Source organism: Paracoccus albus (assembly GCF_027913035.1).
Lineage (GTDB): Bacteria > Pseudomonadota > Alphaproteobacteria > Rhodobacterales > Rhodobacteraceae > Paracoccus > Paracoccus albus.
In genome coordinates, this window is record NZ_CP115775.1 from 816,767 (window position 1) to 833,931 (window position 17,165).

General features: G+C 58.5%; 13 protein-coding genes. 5 read left to right on the plus strand and 8 right to left on the minus strand.

The genetic code is table 11. The features are described 5' to 3' along the window. Positions 1-468: 468 nt before the first annotated feature. A complete protein-coding gene (locus PAF20_RS04095; RefSeq protein ID WP_271072466.1) occupies positions 469-3,246 on the minus strand; it encodes a Hint domain-containing protein in 2,778 nt (925 codons plus the stop codon). 340 nt (positions 3,247-3,586) lie between these two features. Here PAF20_RS04095 and PAF20_RS04100 point away from each other — a divergent pair, with 340 nt between their 5' ends. Beyond that, the gene (locus PAF20_RS04100) at positions 3,587-4,870 is read left to right on the plus strand and encodes a peptide deformylase (RefSeq protein ID WP_271072467.1); all 1,284 of its coding nucleotides are present in this window, start codon (positions 3,587-3,589) and stop codon (positions 4,868-4,870) included. An 87-nt stretch (positions 4,871-4,957) separates the two neighbouring features. Continuing rightward, positions 4,958-6,100, plus strand: a complete 1,143-nt coding sequence (locus PAF20_RS04105; protein ID WP_271073252.1) for a glycosyltransferase — start codon at positions 4,958-4,960, stop codon at positions 6,098-6,100. 287 nt (positions 6,101-6,387) lie between these two features. Here the strand turns inward: PAF20_RS04105 and PAF20_RS04110 are convergent, their stop codons facing one another. Further along, the gene (locus PAF20_RS04110; protein WP_271072468.1) at positions 6,388-6,537 is read right to left on the minus strand and encodes a hypothetical protein; all 150 of its coding nucleotides are present in this window, start codon (positions 6,535-6,537) and stop codon (positions 6,388-6,390) included. Between the two features lie 64 nt (positions 6,538-6,601). Between PAF20_RS04110 and PAF20_RS04115 the strand changes: the two genes are divergently transcribed. Beyond that, positions 6,602-6,820, plus strand: a complete 219-nt coding sequence (locus tag PAF20_RS04115) for a hypothetical protein (RefSeq protein WP_271072469.1) — start codon at positions 6,602-6,604, stop codon at positions 6,818-6,820. 85 nt (positions 6,821-6,905) lie between these two features. Here the strand turns inward: PAF20_RS04115 and eno are convergent, their stop codons facing one another. The 4 genes from eno to PAF20_RS04135 all read right to left on the minus strand — a co-directional run bounded on the left by eno (position 6,906) and on the right by PAF20_RS04135 (position 11,137). After that, the gene (gene eno, locus PAF20_RS04120; protein ID WP_271072470.1) at positions 6,906-8,180 is read right to left on the minus strand and encodes a phosphopyruvate hydratase; all 1,275 of its coding nucleotides are present in this window, start codon (positions 8,178-8,180) and stop codon (positions 6,906-6,908) included. Positions 8,181-8,267: 87 nt separating this feature from the next. Beyond that, a complete protein-coding gene (locus PAF20_RS04125; protein ID WP_271072471.1) occupies positions 8,268-8,957 on the minus strand; it encodes an endonuclease/exonuclease/phosphatase family protein in 690 nt (229 codons plus the stop codon). Continuing rightward, positions 8,954-10,363 carry a protein adenylyltransferase SelO gene (locus tag PAF20_RS04130; protein WP_271072472.1) on the minus strand — a complete coding sequence of 470 codons (1,410 nt, stop codon included), beginning with the start codon at positions 10,361-10,363 and terminating at the stop codon, positions 8,954-8,956. The genes PAF20_RS04125 and PAF20_RS04130 overlap by 4 nt, the downstream gene beginning before the upstream one ends. Before the next feature lie 72 nt (positions 10,364-10,435). Continuing rightward, entirely contained in the window at positions 10,436-11,137 is a 702-nt protein-coding gene (locus PAF20_RS04135) for an aquaporin (protein ID WP_271072473.1), read from the minus strand. Between the two features lie 129 nt (positions 11,138-11,266). Between PAF20_RS04135 and obgE the strand changes: the two genes are divergently transcribed. Both obgE and proB read left to right on the plus strand, forming a co-directional pair. Further along, the gene (gene obgE / locus PAF20_RS04140; protein WP_271072474.1) at positions 11,267-12,295 is read left to right on the plus strand and encodes a GTPase ObgE; all 1,029 of its coding nucleotides are present in this window, start codon (positions 11,267-11,269) and stop codon (positions 12,293-12,295) included. Then, positions 12,283-13,395 carry a glutamate 5-kinase gene (gene proB / locus PAF20_RS04145; RefSeq protein ID WP_271072475.1) on the plus strand — a complete coding sequence of 371 codons (1,113 nt, stop codon included), beginning with the start codon at positions 12,283-12,285 and terminating at the stop codon, positions 13,393-13,395. The genes obgE and proB overlap by 13 nt, the downstream gene beginning before the upstream one ends. A gap of 6 nt (positions 13,396-13,401) precedes the next feature. On the opposite strand, the gene chrA is transcribed toward proB, so the two are convergent. Together chrA and ilvD are read right to left on the minus strand one after the other, a co-directional pair. Continuing rightward, positions 13,402-14,613, minus strand: a complete 1,212-nt coding sequence (gene chrA / locus PAF20_RS04150) for a chromate efflux transporter (RefSeq protein WP_271072476.1) — start codon at positions 14,611-14,613, stop codon at positions 13,402-13,404. A 162-nt stretch (positions 14,614-14,775) separates the two neighbouring features. Then, entirely contained in the window at positions 14,776-16,614 is a 1,839-nt protein-coding gene (ilvD, locus tag PAF20_RS04155) for a dihydroxy-acid dehydratase (RefSeq protein WP_271072477.1), read from the minus strand. Positions 16,615-17,165 lie beyond the last annotated feature (551 nt).

The following is a 17,165-nucleotide window of genomic DNA, read 5'->3' on the forward strand; positions in this document are numbered from 1 at the left end:
GGGGGCGCTATTCGACCCACGTCCCGATCTCTATTTGATTTCAAGTTGCTGCAGCTTGAGGTTGCTGAGGCATGCGTGTGGCGTTTCTAGGTTGCCGTTCACCTGATAGTCATAACCGTCACGCAATCCTATCATTTCACTTCCGCTAAGAAACAGCCAACGATCTGCAAAGAGTCCTGACGACAGACAGAACCAGAACTCAGTCGATGGCGGAATCCAAGATGCGGACACGCTTAGCTTTCCGTTGAAATCGGATACGGATCGGCACCGCATGAAGTCCACACCATGCTTTTGCCTGCGTCAGCGGCCGCAATGATCACGCTTACGCTCTTCTGCAACCTAATCGTATCCAAAGAATTCCGGTTATACAGCAGTACCGAAGCCGCGCCGGCGCTACGCCGTTAAAGCGGCGTAACGCGATCTTGTGCTACCAAACCATGTGGCGTTCCGCGAATGGTCAAGCCTTGCTCAGTTCAAGCAAAGTTCCTCAATTGCGCGGCGGCGGTTTTTGGAGAGGCGCTCTGCGATCTTCCGGCCCTTCGCACCCTTTATGAGCGGGCGCACCGATGGCGGAATAGCATTCCCGTCAAGGCTGGCCCGCAGTTCAGGAAAAATCCCCAGAATTTCGGAAACTGAGGCTTCCGGCAGCGTCTTTGCGGTCTGTTTGCCGAAATAAAGCGTCTCTGTCGGCGTGCCGTCGGCGAAGACGACCTCGTGCTGGTCACACATGAAGTGGACGTAAGTCACGCTGTCCATATCGTCGGCAATCTCGATACCTGGAAGACCGGCGAGTTGTTTCGCTGCAACCAGGCATTCTGCCGATCCGGCAACCCTTAGTGCAACTTTGTTGCGCAGCAGAATGCGGTGCTGCTGGCTGACCAGAAGGTCATTGGCTGGAATGTTGCGGCCAAGCGCACCTGCACGGATCATGACAGGCCGAAGGTTCGGGCTATCCTGCATTTGCTGGCGGTCGAATTCGCGCAGGCCAGTCCACCGGACCGGCTGCAGGCCGCGATCCATCGTCTTGACCAGATCACCCGGCGCAAGATCGGCCGCGCGGACAGGGCCTTCCGAGGTGTCGATCATCGTATCGGCGGTGAAGCATATGACACCGACAATTTCGAAGTTGTCGGTACGGAACGTATCGCCGCCCGTTAAAGTAACGTCCCAGCGACCGCCGTCATCGAGACCAGCGTTAATCACCGATTCGTCCGTGACGCCAACGGTGTAGACTGGACCCGAAGGAGAATTCCTGATCATCGCGCCGTTTTCGAGCAGCAACGTATCGACACCGCTGCCGGCGTTCAAAGAAGCGGAGGCTTGAGACCCAGTGCCAAGCGTCGAGTCGTTGCTGACGAAAACAAAGTCGTTTCCGCCGTCAAAGCTGGAAGTGTCTTCAATATATGTACCGTTCTGAACATATAGCGTATCGTCGCCATCGCCCAAAGATACTCTATTTGGGGAAGTACCGCCTGCGATTGTCGCCTTATCGAGGACGATGGACCCGCCACCTTGCATCCGAGCGATGTTGACATCGTTGACCTCGGCGTTGGTGATCGAAATGTCATATGTATTCAGAGTACTATACGTCGCTTGAGCATGGTTTATAGCATCGGACAGCGTAGAGCCGTCGATCTGAATTTCGTGGTGTCCATCACCTAGCTGGACAACTCCGCCTACCGATGCCCCATTTTCTACGACGATTGACGTATCGCCATCCGCCAGGTGGATCAAACCCGTGACAGTCGAGTCGTCCAGAACCAGCGTATCGCCGCCAGTGCCTCCGCCGCCCCCCGAAATGTTTCCGGATATCGTAGAGTTCGTAAGCGACATCGTGACATCGCCGGTATTACCCGGAGGAGTGGATCCATTGTTCTCGCGATAAATCCCGCTCGAGATGCTGGAGTCGTCTATAATGACTGTTGAAGGCTGGCCCGCGTCGTAACGAAGCTGGCCGTCCACCGTCGAGTCGGTGAAGCTAAGACTGTTTTCGCCGACATGCTCGTCAAGGTTGATATTACCTGTCCTTGACCCCGTAACATTCAGCGTCACACCAGAATCAACATTGAAGGACGTGAAGTCGTCCGTGATATCGTTCACAGTACTGTCTGTGATATCCACATCAACATCTGCGCCGGTTCCAATGCGGACCTGTCCGCCGACGCTGCTGCCGTTCAGAATGTCCAGGCTTTCGGTTCCGCCGCCGATATCTGTTCCCGACCAGCCGAGTTCAAGATTGCCGGTTACTGTCGAGTTGTCGATCGTAACGCTATCAATTCCTTCGCCGGTGCTAATCTCGGTAGCTGTGCTTCCGCCTGCTACTGTAATCTGATCGTCGCCATCGCCAGAACTAACCGCCTTAAGGCTGCTGTTGTTTGAGACCAGTGCAGCATTGTTGCCGTTGTGAAGCGATACGTTGCCACCAATCGAACTGTTTGAAGCTGTAAAGGTGTCATCGCCATTGAGACCACCTTCTACATAGCCCCCGACTGTAGAGCCAGTAATCGACAGTGTGGCATGACCCTCACTTCCAGGTGCCGGCGCGGTTCCAGTAGCGACCCCCCAGTTTTCACGATCAATGGAACCTGCAACGCTTGAGTCGATCAGCTCGATCGTTGCTGTGGTCGCCGCATCATAGTAGATATTCTGAGACAGCGTTGAGTTTTCGAGCCGGATACTGCTGCCGTTGACATGATCGTCAATGCGGACATATCCACCTTCCGAGTCCGTCATGTTGAGCGTTATGCCCGTATTTCGGTCAGCGCCAATGTCGTCGCTAAAATTGCCGAATTCGCTGTTATTCATCTCAACAGAGAGACCTGCACCGGTGTTGGCGAGGATATCTGAGACAGTACTGTTGCTAAGATTGATCTCTTCGGTTCCGAGAGTTTCGTCCGCACCGTTTGTATCGGTCATGTCTATGGCCCGGGCGCTGCTCCCAGTTAACGAAATTGTATCAATTCCGTCGCCAGCAAATATATGGCTGTTAATAGTGCTGTTTGTCGCCTCGATATAGTCGTTGCCATCGTGCAAATAGGCACTTCCCGTGACCTGCGTCGCGGAAACGCTGGCATTGGTGATCGTCACGCGGTCGTCGCCGTCATAGAGGTTAATGTTATTGGCCCGCTCACCTGACGTTAGTGTCACTCCGGGGCTGCCGGTTACCGTGACATCGGTGCCTGAAGTGCCACCAGTTGCATCAACGGAGACGCTGTCCCCACCAGTGGTTCCTGTGATGTTGGCCATCTTTTAACTCTCGAATCGATTATGCGTCATTGCTGGTGGGGACTTAACCTAAATTATCCACTCAGACCGTATCGTTTTGGCTGCTTACGCCTGTATTTTTGTATAGTTTTCCGTTTGTTGTCATATATTTACCTCAATAATTTTAATGCTTGACATTCTTAAAATGTTGTAGATAGCACCACGAGGCGCTTAATTTTCCGTGCAATTCTCGCAAATTCGATCCCGGCGTATCGTCACTGCGGCAGGTTCCCGTAAGTCATTGACAACTTGAAAGAGTTCGTTTTTCTGAGAGCTGATGTGGTATAATTTTAACCATGTTTGAAATGACAGGGATCGACGCATGACTACCCCATATCTCCGCTATGACGACCTGCGGTTGCTCAGGGTCAATGCGCAGGTAAAACACGACGAGCCTGCCGTGGCCGCTACGGTGCGAACGCTGATTGCCTATGCCATGCAGGGTGGTCTTTCCGTGCTGTCAGCGCCCGTCGTCGGCATCTCCGAACAGATCGTCATCCTGAAGTCTGACACCAGCTATATCGAGATGCTGAACCCCACTGTCGTGCGGGCAGAGAATTTTGAGTTTTTGGCGCATGAAGCGACAGTCCTTGCCCCGAATGTCACTTTTCCGGCGTGGAGGCCCGGCAGGATTGTTGTGAAATGCCAGCGTCTCGATGGTCGTGTCATTGATGCCACCGTTGAGGGCGAGAAAGCGCGCCTCATCGCGCAGCATCTGGAGTATATGCGTGGCGCAACGCCTGTGACGCGAATTAGCCCGTTTCAGCGGCTTGTCGCGGCAAATGTTGCGAGCTGTGTCGATTTGCAGCAGGCTTTCATGCGCGAAACGGTTGCACCGCTTGCCGGCGACAAAGCGCCAGAGCCGTTCAAGCTTTACAGAGCCGAAGACGGCCTTTTGCGATATGCATTGGCGACCGAGAGGGGCCAGATTACTTCGGTGGTGGATGAGGCAAATCCATACACCTGCCAGAACGACCGCCAAAGCGGGATCCTGTCGGTACTCGGTTTGGTTTCGACTGGCGCGACCGTGCTTATTGATCGCCTGACTACGCCGCTGTTCCCGCTTATGGCGGCCGAATTGCGTGGGGATCTGAGCCATTGCGTTTGTGATCCTGAACCCGACGCCATTGCGCTCGCGAAACGTCTGATGCCTGAGTCGGTTCAGAATGTGGTATTCGAAGCCGCTGCATTGCCAGACCATGCCGCCAAGCTGGCTAAGCGTTCAGTTGGCGCGGTTTTGTCGGATGTGCCACTGGGATTGCTCGTCGAAAGCAGTGAAAAGAAGATCGAGGCCTATTTCCGCCCGATAAGCAAGGCGTTGACATCGAACGGCTTCGTTGCACAATATGTTGGGCCTCAGTCAACGCTGATCGCGAAGGTTCAGGCAGCAATGCTGCGGATATTCCCCGACGTGTATGTGCGCGACCTGCCAAGCGGTAGTATCGTGGTCGGCGCGCGCACTGCATTCGAAGACAATAAAGTAGTGCCCAATAGTCTGCTGATACGCCCCCGGCCTATTGAGATCATTCCCGCAGCAACGCCGCCCTTGTCGCTTACGCATGTTCGCAAAGATACCGATGCCGAAGCAGAATGCGAGATCGCCTGAAACATGAAGATTCTATTGGCGCACAATGCCTATCTCGGGCAGTTTCAGCATTTTGGCCCGTGGCTGAAAGCCCGCGGTCACGACGTTATGGTTCTACATCGAAACGATGTGCCCAAGGATGCCGATCTGCCGCGCGCGCAATTCAGGGATGCCCGGCACCGCGCGCAGCAACAAGAGCGGATCTTGCAGGAGATCGAAAACGCGCTCTGCTCTGGCATGGGGTCGGCGGCGGGTGCGATAGCGCTGCGGGATCAGGGATATAGCCCCGATATCATTATTTCGCATTGCGGTTGGGGGACGGGACTGTTCCTGAAGGAAGTCTGGCCCGAGGCGGTCTATATCGCCTATCACGAATGGTACTATAATCTGGATGCGCTTTCCCCGGCCGACCAAATTCAGCCCCTGACGCGAGACCAAATCCTGCAATCCGGGCACAACATGGCGCGCAATATGCCCATCGTTTCAGAGTTCGTTCATGCAGATGCCTGCTGGAGCCCGAACAGATTTCAGGCAGGGCAGTTTCCGCGTCACCTGCGCGAGAAAATTGTCATCACGCATGACGGTGTCGACACCTCGCTCAATAAGCCAATTCCGAATGCGAAGATCAACTTTCCCTGGCTTGATCTCAGTAGCAGCGACAAGATCGTGACTTATATTGGTCGCGGGTTCGAGCCGACGCGCGGTTTTCCAACTTTCATGGAAGCCGTCAAGAAGGTGCAAGAAAAGTCTGCCGACGCCCAGGTCGTTATCGTCGGAAGTAATCGTGTCGCATATGGCGAAGCGTTGTCGCAGGGGGATAGCTGGCTTCACCGAATGCTGGACGATCTGGATATTGACCTGTCCCGCGTCCACATCACTGGAACCATTGAACTGCCCGATTTGCGCAAGGTTCTGGCTGCGTCTTCGGCGCATGTCTATCTGACGGTGCCGTTTGTTTTGTCTTGGTCGATGATGGAGGCGATGGCGATCGGCTGTCCGGTCATCGCGAATGATTTGCCCGCGACCAGCGATATTATCACCAACGGCGAGAACGGATTCCTTGTCACAACCAACGATGCCGACGCGTTGGCCGATCGGATCTTATTCTGCCTCGACAAACCGGAAATGATGAAAAAAATCGGGCGAAACGGCAGGAAGTCCATTGCCGAGCGTTTTGAAATGGACACCGTCTTCTCGGAGCGTGAAAAGATGATGGAAGACTTGCTGAGGACGCAGCGCAATCACCTGTGAAGGCGTGGTTTGATACAACCGCGACCGGGGGCCAGCAGTTATGACGCTGATCGACGTAGTTTTTTGTGATCGCCCGGCCGATAAAGCTCTATTTCGCACAGCGAGGCGGACGCTGCGGTGGTTGGCTTCAAGTGTAAGCCTGCAGCCAGTTGGTACCCGAACGACGAACTTTCCCGAACAGTCTCAAACAGGCTTTGCATCGCCCCTTAAGGGGGAGATTTTGCGATTACAGCGCCCTTGGTGAAGCTTTGCTGTCCAGTTCATCCCTTGCGCGTTTCATTCCATCTTCAGCTTGCTGCGCTGTTCAGGGCGATGCTCAAATACTTGTTATAAAATACGTATTTCACAAGCGGCGTTGCTTTGCTAGCAGGACCGCCCAAAAACAATCCTATCAGGAAATCAAGGAGATACGTTTTGAAGGCAGGAATAATGCTCATGTGTGGTCTGACGCTGCTATCGGCTTGTGCATCGAACGAACCCGAACAAAAGGAATTCTACCGCATGAGCTGCAGCGAGCTGGCCTATCACGAAGGCAAGCTTGACGGCGAACTGGACGCGGCGAGGTCGAAGTCACTGACAGGCGGGCTGACCGCGGCACTTGGCGGACCGGACGTGCAAAGCTATGGGCAGACGCAGGCCATCATTGGCGGGGTCGAAGAACGCCGCGCGATAAGGGTCAATGACAAGGTGCAGATCGCCAAGGCTTTGAAGCGCTGCTGAGTGGTTCCGGGCGCTGTCATGTGGCAAGCGGGAACAAAAAAAGGGACGCCCTGCGCGTCCCTTTTTCATTCAAGCTGCCTAATGATCAGCGCAGGATCGACTTGCCCGCATAAACCGCTGCATCGCCCAGCATCTCCTCTATCCGGATCAGCTGATTGTATTTCGCCAGCCGGTCGGACCGCGCCAGCGAACCCGTCTTGATCTGGCCGCAATTGGTGGCGACGGCAAGGTCGGCGATGGTGGAATCCTCTGTCTCGCCAGAGCGGTGCGACATCACCGAGGTAAAACGGGCACGGGTGGCCATCGCGACCGCATCCAGTGTTTCGGAAAGCGTGCCGATCTGATTGACCTTCACAAGCAGAGAGTTGCCACAGCCTTTCTTGATGCCTTCCTCAAGGCGCGTCGGATTGGTCACGAACAGGTCGTCGCCAACCAGCTGAACCTGGTCGCCCAGCTTGTCGGTCAGCAGCTTCCAGCCTTCCCAGTCATCCTCGGCGCAGCCATCTTCGATGGACAGGATCGGATAATCAGCGCAAAGCGCGGCAAGGTAATCGACATTCTCGGCAGAGCTCAGCACTTTGCCTTCGCCTTTCATGTCGTATTTGCCGTCTTTGAAATACTCGGTCGATGCGCAGTCGAGCGCCAGCATGATGTCATCTCCCGGCTTGAAGCCAGCCTTGTCGACGGCTTTCAGGATGAAATCCAAAGCGTCGCGCGTGCTGGACAGGTTGGGGGCAAAGCCGCCCTCGTCACCGATACCAGTGGACAGACCCGCCGCAGACAGCTCTTTCTTCAGCGTGTGGAAGATTTCTGAACCCATGCGCACCGCCTCGCGGATGTTCGCGGCGCTGACCGGCATGATCATGAATTCCTGAATGTCGATCGGGTTGTCGGCATGTTCGCCGCCATTGATGATGTTCATCATCGGAACCGGCAGGATATGCGCGGACGCACCGCCGACATAGCGGTACAGTGGCAGGGCAGAGGCGTCGGCGGCCGCTTTCGCAGCGGCCAGCGACACGCCAAGGATGGCGTTCGCACCAAGGCGGCCCTTGTTCGGCGTGCCGTCCAATTCGATCATCAGCGCGTCGATTGCGCGCTGCTCTGTCGCGTCCTCGCCAATCAGGGCCTCCGCGATCTCGCCATTCACGCTGTCGATGGCGTCAAGCACGCCTTTGCCCATATAGCGCAGCTTGTCGCCGTCGCGCTTCTCTACGGCCTCATGCGCGCCGGTCGAGGCGCCAGAGGGCACTGCGGCACGGCCCATCGTGCCGTCTTCCAGGGTCACGTCGACTTCAACTGTGGGATTGCCACGGCTGTCGAGGATTTCACGGGCGTAGATGTCGATGATCGCGGTCATTTGTCCCTCCTGATCCGTTGGGGCGGGTATATCGCCGCGTCAGACCGGGTGAAAGCCGCAAAATTCGTTGCATCAGAGATGACCGGATCATTCGCCGGGAAGGGTGATATCTGCCCAGATCGGCAAATGGTCCGATGCCTGCCGTGCAAGCGGGCTGTCACCGACGCCGGTGGCGCGGATTTCGATGCAATGCGAAACGGCAATGCGATCCAGCCGCAGGCGCGGCATCGGTGCCGGATAGGACGGGCCGGGGGCAATGATCCGCAGCATCTCCAGCGACTCCAGACCGCGATCATCGCGCCATTCGTTGAAATCGCCCATCATCATGACAGCATCGCCCGCCAGCCGCGATGCCTTCGCCGCCAACCGCGCCAGTTGCGCACGGCGAGACGACCGCGCCAGTCCAAGATGAACCCCGATCAGGGTCAGCCCCGCAACGCGGACAGCCAATGCGCCGCGCGGTTCGATCCCCGGAAGCGGCAAGCGGCGTGTCACCGCGCTCTCTGCCAGATCGGGGCGCATCAGAATTGATTGGCCGTGCCAGCCCAAAGAGGTTTCCCCGGTTGTGCGCATCTGGATCGGCACCAGCCCGGTCATCTCTTCGATCATGGCGCGCGGCAGGGCCTCTGGCCGGGCACCGAAGCGGAAATCCACCTCCTGAAGCGTAATGATGTCGGGCGAAAGCTCTGCAATGACCTGCAGGTTCCGTTCAGGCGCGTGGGGGCCCGTCAGCCCGCGTCCCTTGTGCAGATTATAGCTGGCGATCCGTAGCTTCATGTCCCGCAGAATGTGCGGGTCACGCGTTCGGATTCAAGTGGTGCAATCGCCAGATCGTCCCATTCGGGCCGGTTTTCAAACGGCGAATGCAAAGCCTCATCCAATTTGTGAAACGGCGCGAAGTCATCCACTATAGCAGCCTGTATCGCCTCTTCCACGCGGTGATTGCGCGGGATGCGAACAGGATTGGTTTTCGCCATCAGTTCAGGATCGGGCTTTGCCTTCTGCCAATCGCCGTACCAAGCGTCGAAGGCATCGCGGGCCATGAACTCATCCCGCGCCTCGCCCGAGGCCAGCCCCGCAAAAACGCGTGTAAAATCGGCACGTTCAGCCGCCATCAGGTCCAGCAGCCGGTCGATAAATGCCTTAGCAGAGTCAGAGGGTTGCAGGCCGATCTTGGCGCAGAAATTCTGCATCCACGCCGCTTGATACAGGTCGGGGAAGCCGTGGACTGCGCGCGTCGCGTCCTCGACCGCCTTTTCCTCATCTGCGCCCATCAGCGGGATCAGGCAGGACGCAAACTGCGCAAGGTTCCAGATGGCCACATGCGGCTGTTCGGCCCATGCATAGCGCCCATGCCGGTCAATCGAAGAAAACACCGTGTCGGGATGATAGCCGTCCATGAAAGCGGCAGGTCCGTAATCAATCGTTTCGCCGGAAATCGCCATATTGTCGGTGTTCATGACCCCATGCACGAAGCCAAGGGCCATCCATCGCGCAATCAGGCTGGCCTGCGCCGCAATCACCCTCTCCAGCAGTTCCAGCGGTGACCGGGCATCGCGATAGTGCCGCGCGACGACGTGGTCCACGAGTGCACGCGTCGCCTCTATATCGCCACGGATGCCGAAATATTCGAATGTGCCGACGCGTATATGGCTGGCAGCGACGCGCGTCATGATCCCGCCGGGCAGGGTGGTTTCGCGATGCACCTGCTCTCCGGTGGCGACGGCGGCAAGGGCGCGGGTGGTGGGTACGCCCATGGCGGCCATGAACTCGCTGTCCAGATATTCGCGCAATACCGGGCCAAGCCACGACTTGCCGTCGCCCTGACGAGAGAAGGGAGTTCTGCCGGCACCTTTCAGTTGCAGGTCGAAACGCTTGCCATCCGGTGCCACCACCTCGCCGATCATAAGTGCGCGGCCGTCACCAAGCTGCGGCGAGAGATGCCCGAACTGATGCCCGGCATAGGCTTGCGCGATTGACGCTGCACCCGGCGGCAGATCATTGCCGGACAGCATCGCCAGCCCCTGTTCCCCGGCCAGCCAGTCAGGGTCCAGTCCAAGGCGCCTGGCCAGCGGACGGTTCAGGGCAATCAACTTTGGCTTCGGACTGCCGGCGGCATCGACCTGCGCATACATGCGCGGCGGGAGCGTGGCGTAGCTGTTGTCAAATACAGGTGCGTTCATAGCTGAAAATGTAGGCAGGCGCGTGAGAATGAAAAGGGGCCGCGAAATGCGACCCCTTTAAATGCCTTGCGCTCAGCCTTGCGGGCGTACATGCGGCGAACGCGTGATACCTGCGCCGTGCAGCGCCCCGGCAAGCGCTCCGCCAGCCAGCGGCGCTGCAAAGAAGACCCACAGATCGGCAAGGGCCTGACCGCCGACAAACAGGGCGGGACCGAAGCTGCGGGCCGGGTTCACCGACACGCCGGTGACGTCGATGCCGACAAGGTGAATAGCAGTCAGCGTCAGGCCAATGGCCAGCCCGCCAAAGCCGACCGGCGCGTCGGATTGGGTTGCACCAAGGATCACGGTGACAAACAGGAAGGTCGCCACGAATTCGAACAGCAGCGCCGCGCTCAGCGTATATTCGCCGTTATAACCCGCGCCATAACCGTTCTGGCCCAGACCGTTTGCCGCAACCGTATAGTCTGCCTGGCCCTGCGCGATCAGCATGACTACGAGTGCCGCGAGCGTCGCGCCGGTCAGCTGCGCGATGACATAGGCGACGAAATCCGAAACGCTCAGCCGGCCCGACAGCAGGAAGCCCAGTGACACCGCCGGGTTCAGCTGTGCGCCCGAGATGACGCCGAACCCATAGGCCGCCGCCACGATCGACAGGCCGAAGGCAAAAGCGATGCCCTGAAAGCCGATATGCTCTCCCATCAGCACGGCAGCGCCGCAGCCGAAGAAAACCAGAATGAAGGTGCCGATCATTTCGGCGATGAATTTATGAGACATTTTTCCCTCGTTCGCCGCCTCATGCGGCAGGTGCAGTTGAACCGGAACTTGCTAAAAATCAAGTCACGACTTCGCTTCCCTTGCAGCTTTGGCCGACAGCGCGTATCGCCTGCGCAAAGGAGTGTTGCGATGAAATTTCTCGATCTGGCCAAGGTCTATATCCGTTCGGGCGGCGGCGGCGCGGGTGCTGTCAGCTTCCGGCGCGAGAAATACATTGAATATGGTGGCCCCGACGGCGGTGATGGCGGTCGCGGTGGTGATGTGGTCGCCGAAGCGGTCGAAGGGCTGAACACGCTGATCGATTTCCGCTACCAGCAGCATTTCTTCGCCAAAAGCGGGCAGCATGGCATGGGCCGTCAGCGGACCGGTGCGGGCGGCGACGATATCGTGCTGAAGGTGCCCGTTGGGACCGAAATCCTTGAAGAGGATCAGGAAACGGTCATTGCCGACCTGACCGAGGTCGGGCAGCGGGTTGTTCTGGCCAAGGGCGGCAATGGCGGCTTCGGGAACCTGCATTTCAAATCCTCGACCAACCGTGCGCCACGCAATGCCAATCCGGGGCAGGAGGGGGTGGAGCGCACGATCTGGCTGCGCCTGAAACTGATCGCGGATGCGGGGCTGGTCGGCCTGCCCAATGCCGGGAAATCGACATTCCTCGCCGCGACATCTAACGCGCGACCGAAGATCGCCGATTACCCGTTCACGACATTGCACCCGAACCTTGGGGTTGTTGGCATTGATGGCCGCGAATTCGTTGTTGCGGATATTCCGGGCCTTATCGAAGGCGCGTCCGAAGGCAGGGGCATCGGTGATCGCTTTCTAGGCCATATCGAACGCTGCTCGGTTCTGCTCCATCTGATCGATGCAACTGCGGACGATGTGGTTGCCGATGCGCAGACCGTATTGGAAGAGCTGGCGGCCTATTCCAGCGTGCTGATGGAAAAGCCGAGGGTGACGGTGCTGAACAAGGTCGACTCTGTCGATGAAGAAGAGTTGAGCGAGAAAAGCGCGGCCTTGTCAGCGGCGCTTGGCACCGGGGTCATGGCAATGTCCGGGGCCACTGGCAAAGGCGTGCAAGAAGTGCTGCGCGCGCTTTGGGTGGAAATCGCCCCCTCGCGCGAGGTTGAACAGAAAGACACCGGCGCATGGCGGCCCTGAGCCCGGACATTTCCGCAGCACGGCGGCTGGTGGTCAAGGTCGGATCGGCCCTGCTGGTCGGGCCGGACGGTCTGCGCGCAGACTGGCTGCGCGGCCTTTGTGATGATGTCGCGCAATGGCGCGCGCAGGGCGCCGATGTTGTCCTCGTTTCTTCCGGGGCGATTGCCCTTGGCCGCCGCGTGCTGGGCCTGCCTGCAGGTGCGTTGTCGCTTGAGCAGGCGCAGGCATCTGCTGCGGTGGGTCAGATCAGGCTGGCCCGCGCTTATGAAGAAGCGCTCGCCCCCCACGGTGTTTCGACCGCGCAGGTGCTGGTTACGCTTGAAGACACGACCGATCGCCGCCGCTATCTGAACAGCCGCGCGACGATGCAGGCTTTGCTGAACTACGGCGTCGTGCCCATCGTGAACGAAAATGATACGGTTGCTACCGACGAAATGCGCTATGGCGACAATGACCGCCTGGCCGCGCAGATCGCCGTCACAGCAGGTGCGGATCAGTTGTTGCTGCTGTCCGATGTCGATGGTCTTTATACCGCGAACCCCAAAACCGACCCTGCGGCGCTGCATCTGCCCGTGGTCGAACGCATCACCCCTGAGATCGAGGCAATGGGTGGAGACCCCGTTTCCGGCCTTTCTAAGGGCGGCATGAAAACCAAGCTGATGGCGGCGCGAACGGCGGTCAGTGGCGGGTGCGCAATGGCGATAGCCGAAGGATCGGTCATCCGCCCGATTTCCGCTGTGGCCAGCGGCGCTCGCGTCACATGGTTCTTGCCAGATGGTGATCCTCAGCTTGCCCGCAAACGCTGGATCGCGGCGATGAAGCCGAAGGGTGAGTTCATTATTGATGCAGGGGCCGCGACCGCGCTGAAAGGCGGCAAATCGCTGCTGCCCGCCGGCGTCACCCGCGTTCTGGGCGACTTCGGTCGGGGAGAGCCGGTTTCCGTTCTGGGCCCGTCGGGCGAAACGCTCGCGCGGGGGCTGACCCGCTATACCTCGGACGAGGCGCGTGCAATCGCCGGGCATCGCAGCGAGGAGATCGCCGAAATCCTTGGCTTTGCCGGTCGCGCGGCGCTCGTCCATCGCGATGATATGGTGGTCTAGGCCCGCTCAGGCAGCAAGTTGCAGACCGACGCCTCCGGCTGCGGCAAGGATGACGACCAGCCACGACGGTGCTTTCCACGCCACAAGCGACACGAAACAGGCGAGGGCCAGGGCGAAATCACGCATATCGCCAACCGCGCTTGTGAATACAGGGTCGTAAAGCGCCGCTGCAAGGATACCGACGACAGCTGCATTGGCACCTTGAATGGCAGAGCTGATGTCCTGCCGTTGGCGCAGCGTTCCCCAGAATGGCAAGACCGCGATCAGGATCAGGAAACCGGGCAAAAACAAGGACAGCAGTGCCAGAGTCGCGCCTGCCATGCCATTCGGTCCCGGCTCCAGCAATGCGCCAAGATAGGCCGCAAATGTGAACAGCGGCCCCGGAACTGCCTGCGCGGCACCATAACCGGCAAGGAACTGATCGGCAGAGACCCAGCCGGGTGCGACAACCTCTGCCTCAAGCAGTGGCAAGACCACATGCCCGCCACCAAAGACAAGCGCACCGGCGCGAAAGAAGCTGTCTGCGACCGCCCAGCTTTGCGAAAGCTGGTGGAGCAACGGCAGGAAAACCAGCAGAACCAGGAAGCAGGTAAGCGAGAGTATTCCCTGTGATCTGGTGACCGGGATGGACAGCCGATCCGCCGCTGGCCCGGCCTTGGCTTTGCACCACACCAAGCCCGCCAACCCACCGATAATGATGGCCCCGATCATTCCGGTGGCCCCGGGCAGAAACGCGATCATGGCGACGGCTGCAACAGCGATGCTTGCCCGCTGACGGTCCGGGCACAGGTTTCGCGCCATACCCAGAACAGCCTGCGCGACAATGGCGACGGCGACGATCTTCAACCCGTTCAGCGCCCCTGTTCCAATCGGACCCGAAACAGCCGCAGATGTCAGCGCGAAAACCAGCAGAATGATCGCCGATGGCAGGGTAAATGCGACGAAGGCGGCCATCGCGCCCAGCCATCCTGCGCGAGACAGGCCAAGCGCGAAGCCAACCTGCGACGATGCCGGACCGGGCAGGAACTGACACAGCGCCACCAGTTCTGCATAGCTGTCATCGTGCAGCCAACGCCTTCGGGTTACAAATTCGTCCCGGAAATAGCCCAGATGCGCGATTGGGCCGCCAAATGATGTCAGACCAAGCTTGAGAAAGGCGAAAAGGACCTCGGCAGGCGTGCCACGGGCGGGACCTCTTTCAACGCTTTCACCTGTCATGACGAACTCCGTTTTAGCCTGATCCCTGCTCAGGATGCGGCAGTATCATGACATTCTTTTGTCAGCCGTCAGAGGTGTTTTGTTCTACGTGTCGCATGAACCAGTTCGAACCGCAGGATGGGCTGAACCCCACCCTACGGGTTTGGAAAAAATGCGTAACGACTACTCTGGCAGCACGCGGACCGCACCCTTGTCCGCACTGGCGGCAAAGGTCGCGTAGGCCTTCAGCGCGGTCGTCACATTGCGCTTGCGCTTTTCGGCGGGACGCCAGCCAAGCTTGTTCTGCTCGACACGGCGCGCCTCAAGCTCTGCGTCGTCCACCGCCAGATGGATGGTGCGGTTGGGAATGTCGATTTCGATCCGGTCGCCGTCACGCACAAGGCCGATCATACCGCCCTGCGCGGCCTCGGGTGAGGCGTGACCGATGGACAGGCCCGACGTGCCGCCGGAGAAGCGGCCATCCGTGACCAAAGCGCAGGCTTTGCCCAGACCCTTGGATTTCAGATAACTGGTCGGATACAGCATTTCCTGCATCCCCGGCCCGCCTTTCGGCCCTTCATAGCGGATGACGACGACGTCGCCTTCCTTGACCTTGCCGGTCAGGATGCCGCTGACAGCCGCGTCCTGGCTTTCATAGACGACCGCCGGACCGGCAAATTTCAGGATGGATTCGTCCACGCCAGCCGTTTTCACGATACAGCCGTCCAGGGCGATATTGCCCTTCAGCACCGCCAGACCACCATCTGCCGAGAAGGGAGAGTTGACCGAGCGGATCACCCCGCCCTGACGATCTAGATCCAGCGTGTCCCACCGTTGGGACTGCGAAAAGGCGGTTTGCGTCGGCACGCCGCCGGGGGCTGCGGAATAGAATTTGTGAACCGCCTGATCCTCGGTCCGCGAGATATCCCACTGGTCGATTGCCTCGCCCAAGGTTGCCGCGTGAACCGTGGGGCTGTCGCGATGGATCAGGCCGCCGCGCTCCAACTGGCCAAGGATCGCCATGATGCCGCCTGCGCGGTGGACGTCCTCCATATGCACATCCTGTTTGGCTGGCGCGACCTTGGACAGACATGGCACCTTGCGGGAAAGCGCGTCGATATCGTCCATGTCGAACTCTATCCCGCCTTCATAAGCGGCGGCGAGGATGTGCAGCACCGTATTCGTGGACCCGCCCATCGCGATATCCAGCGACATGGCGTTCTCAAACGCTTTCTTGTTGGCGATATTTCGGGGCAGGACGCTGGTGTCCTCCTGCTCGTAGTAGCGCTTCGCCAGCCCGACAATTCGTTGGCCGGCTTCCTCGAACAGACGCTGGCGGTCGGCATGGGTCGCCAAGGTAGAACCATTGCCGGGCAGCGACAGGCCAAGCGCTTCGGTCAGGCAGTTCATCGAATTGGCGGTGAACATCCCCGAACAAGACCCGCAGGTCGGGCAGGCAGAGCGTTCGATCGCTGCCACGTCCTCGTCACTGACATTGTCATCGGCGGCGGCGACCATGGCGTCAACCAGATCGAGCGCCTGCATCTTGCCGTCTTTCAGCACGACCTTCCCAGCCTCCATCGGGCCGCCGGACACGAAAATCGCCGGAATGTTCAGCCGCATCGCCGCGTTCAGCATACCCGGCGTGATCTTGTCGCAATTCGAGATACACACCATCGCGTCGGCGCAATGCGCGTTGACCATATATTCGACGCTGTCCGCGATGATTTCGCGCGAGGGCAGGGAATAGAGCATCCCGTCATGGCCCATCGCGATGCCATCGTCGACGGCGATGGTGTTGAACTCCTTGGCGACACCGCCCGCCTTTTCGACTTCACGCGCGACCATCTGACCAAGGTCCTTCAGGTGGACGTGACCGGGCACGAATTGGGTGAAGCTGTTTACAATCGCGATAATCGGCTTGCCGAAATCGCCATCCTTCATCCCTGTTGCACGCCACAGGCCACGAGCGCCCGCCATATTGCGGCCATGAGTCGAGGTACGGGAACGATAGGCAGGCATGTCGGCTTCCTTCAATTTGGCATGGCCGGTCGAGTCTGACCCTCCGGCAGCTACAGCAGCTATATCTAGCGCCTTTTGTCAGAGGTCGCCAGAAGGCAGGAAGGGTTTATGTTCCTTTCCGCTCAGATCATGTCTGACGAAAGAAAATGTCGGCTTGGCGCGATGCGCTGAGGCCATAAACTCATATGGAAGCGGTTTTTTCTGATGAATCTTGGGTGCGGTGATGTGTTGCTGGCCTGCCCTCGTGATCGGTCCCCAATTGAATACGGCGACCCGATCGGACGAGGTGCAACCGGCAATGGTACAGGCGAAGTAACCGCCAAGGACCTCCGGATCGCGCAGGTTTCGCCGATGCATTTTCAGGTATGATGTTCGAGCTGGCGGGGCGGCTTGTTTGTTCGTCACCTTGGTTGGCGTGCTGACGATATCTCTGATCCTACATTGTCTTTGATGACATCCTGTTCAATTGATGACTAAAGAGGTTGATCGGTATGTTTCTGCTTGTCTTTATCCTGCTGCAGAAAAACTGCTGATACTGTCGCGTTCCCGTA

Bases quoted from the DNA above. Each gene is read 5' to 3' on its own strand.
- PAF20_RS04095 (WP_271072466.1), bottom strand. From the start codon at position 3,246: ATGGCCAACATCACAGGAACCACTGGTGGGGACAGCGTCTCCGTTGAT.
- PAF20_RS04100 (WP_271072467.1), top strand. From the start codon at position 3,587: ATGACTACCCCATATCTCCGCTATGACGACCTGCGGTTGCTCAGGGTC.
- PAF20_RS04105 (WP_271073252.1), top strand. From the start codon at position 4,958: ATGGTTCTACATCGAAACGATGTGCCCAAGGATGCCGATCTGCCGCGC.
- PAF20_RS04110 (WP_271072468.1), bottom strand. From the start codon at position 6,537: ATGAGCATTATTCCTGCCTTCAAAACGTATCTCCTTGATTTCCTGATA.
- PAF20_RS04115 (WP_271072469.1), top strand. From the start codon at position 6,602: ATGAGCTGCAGCGAGCTGGCCTATCACGAAGGCAAGCTTGACGGCGAA.
- eno (WP_271072470.1), bottom strand. From the start codon at position 8,180: ATGACCGCGATCATCGACATCTACGCCCGTGAAATCCTCGACAGCCGT.
- PAF20_RS04125 (WP_271072471.1), bottom strand. From the start codon at position 8,957: ATGAAGCTACGGATCGCCAGCTATAATCTGCACAAGGGACGCGGGCTG.
- PAF20_RS04130 (WP_271072472.1), bottom strand. From the start codon at position 10,363: ATGAACGCACCTGTATTTGACAACAGCTACGCCACGCTCCCGCCGCGC.
- PAF20_RS04135 (WP_271072473.1), bottom strand. From the start codon at position 11,137: ATGTCTCATAAATTCATCGCCGAAATGATCGGCACCTTCATTCTGGTT.
- obgE (WP_271072474.1), top strand. From the start codon at position 11,267: ATGAAATTTCTCGATCTGGCCAAGGTCTATATCCGTTCGGGCGGCGGC.
- proB (WP_271072475.1), top strand. From the start codon at position 12,283: ATGGCGGCCCTGAGCCCGGACATTTCCGCAGCACGGCGGCTGGTGGTC.
- chrA (WP_271072476.1), bottom strand. From the start codon at position 14,613: ATGACAGGTGAAAGCGTTGAAAGAGGTCCCGCCCGTGGCACGCCTGCC.
- ilvD (WP_271072477.1), bottom strand. From the start codon at position 16,614: ATGCCTGCCTATCGTTCCCGTACCTCGACTCATGGCCGCAATATGGCG.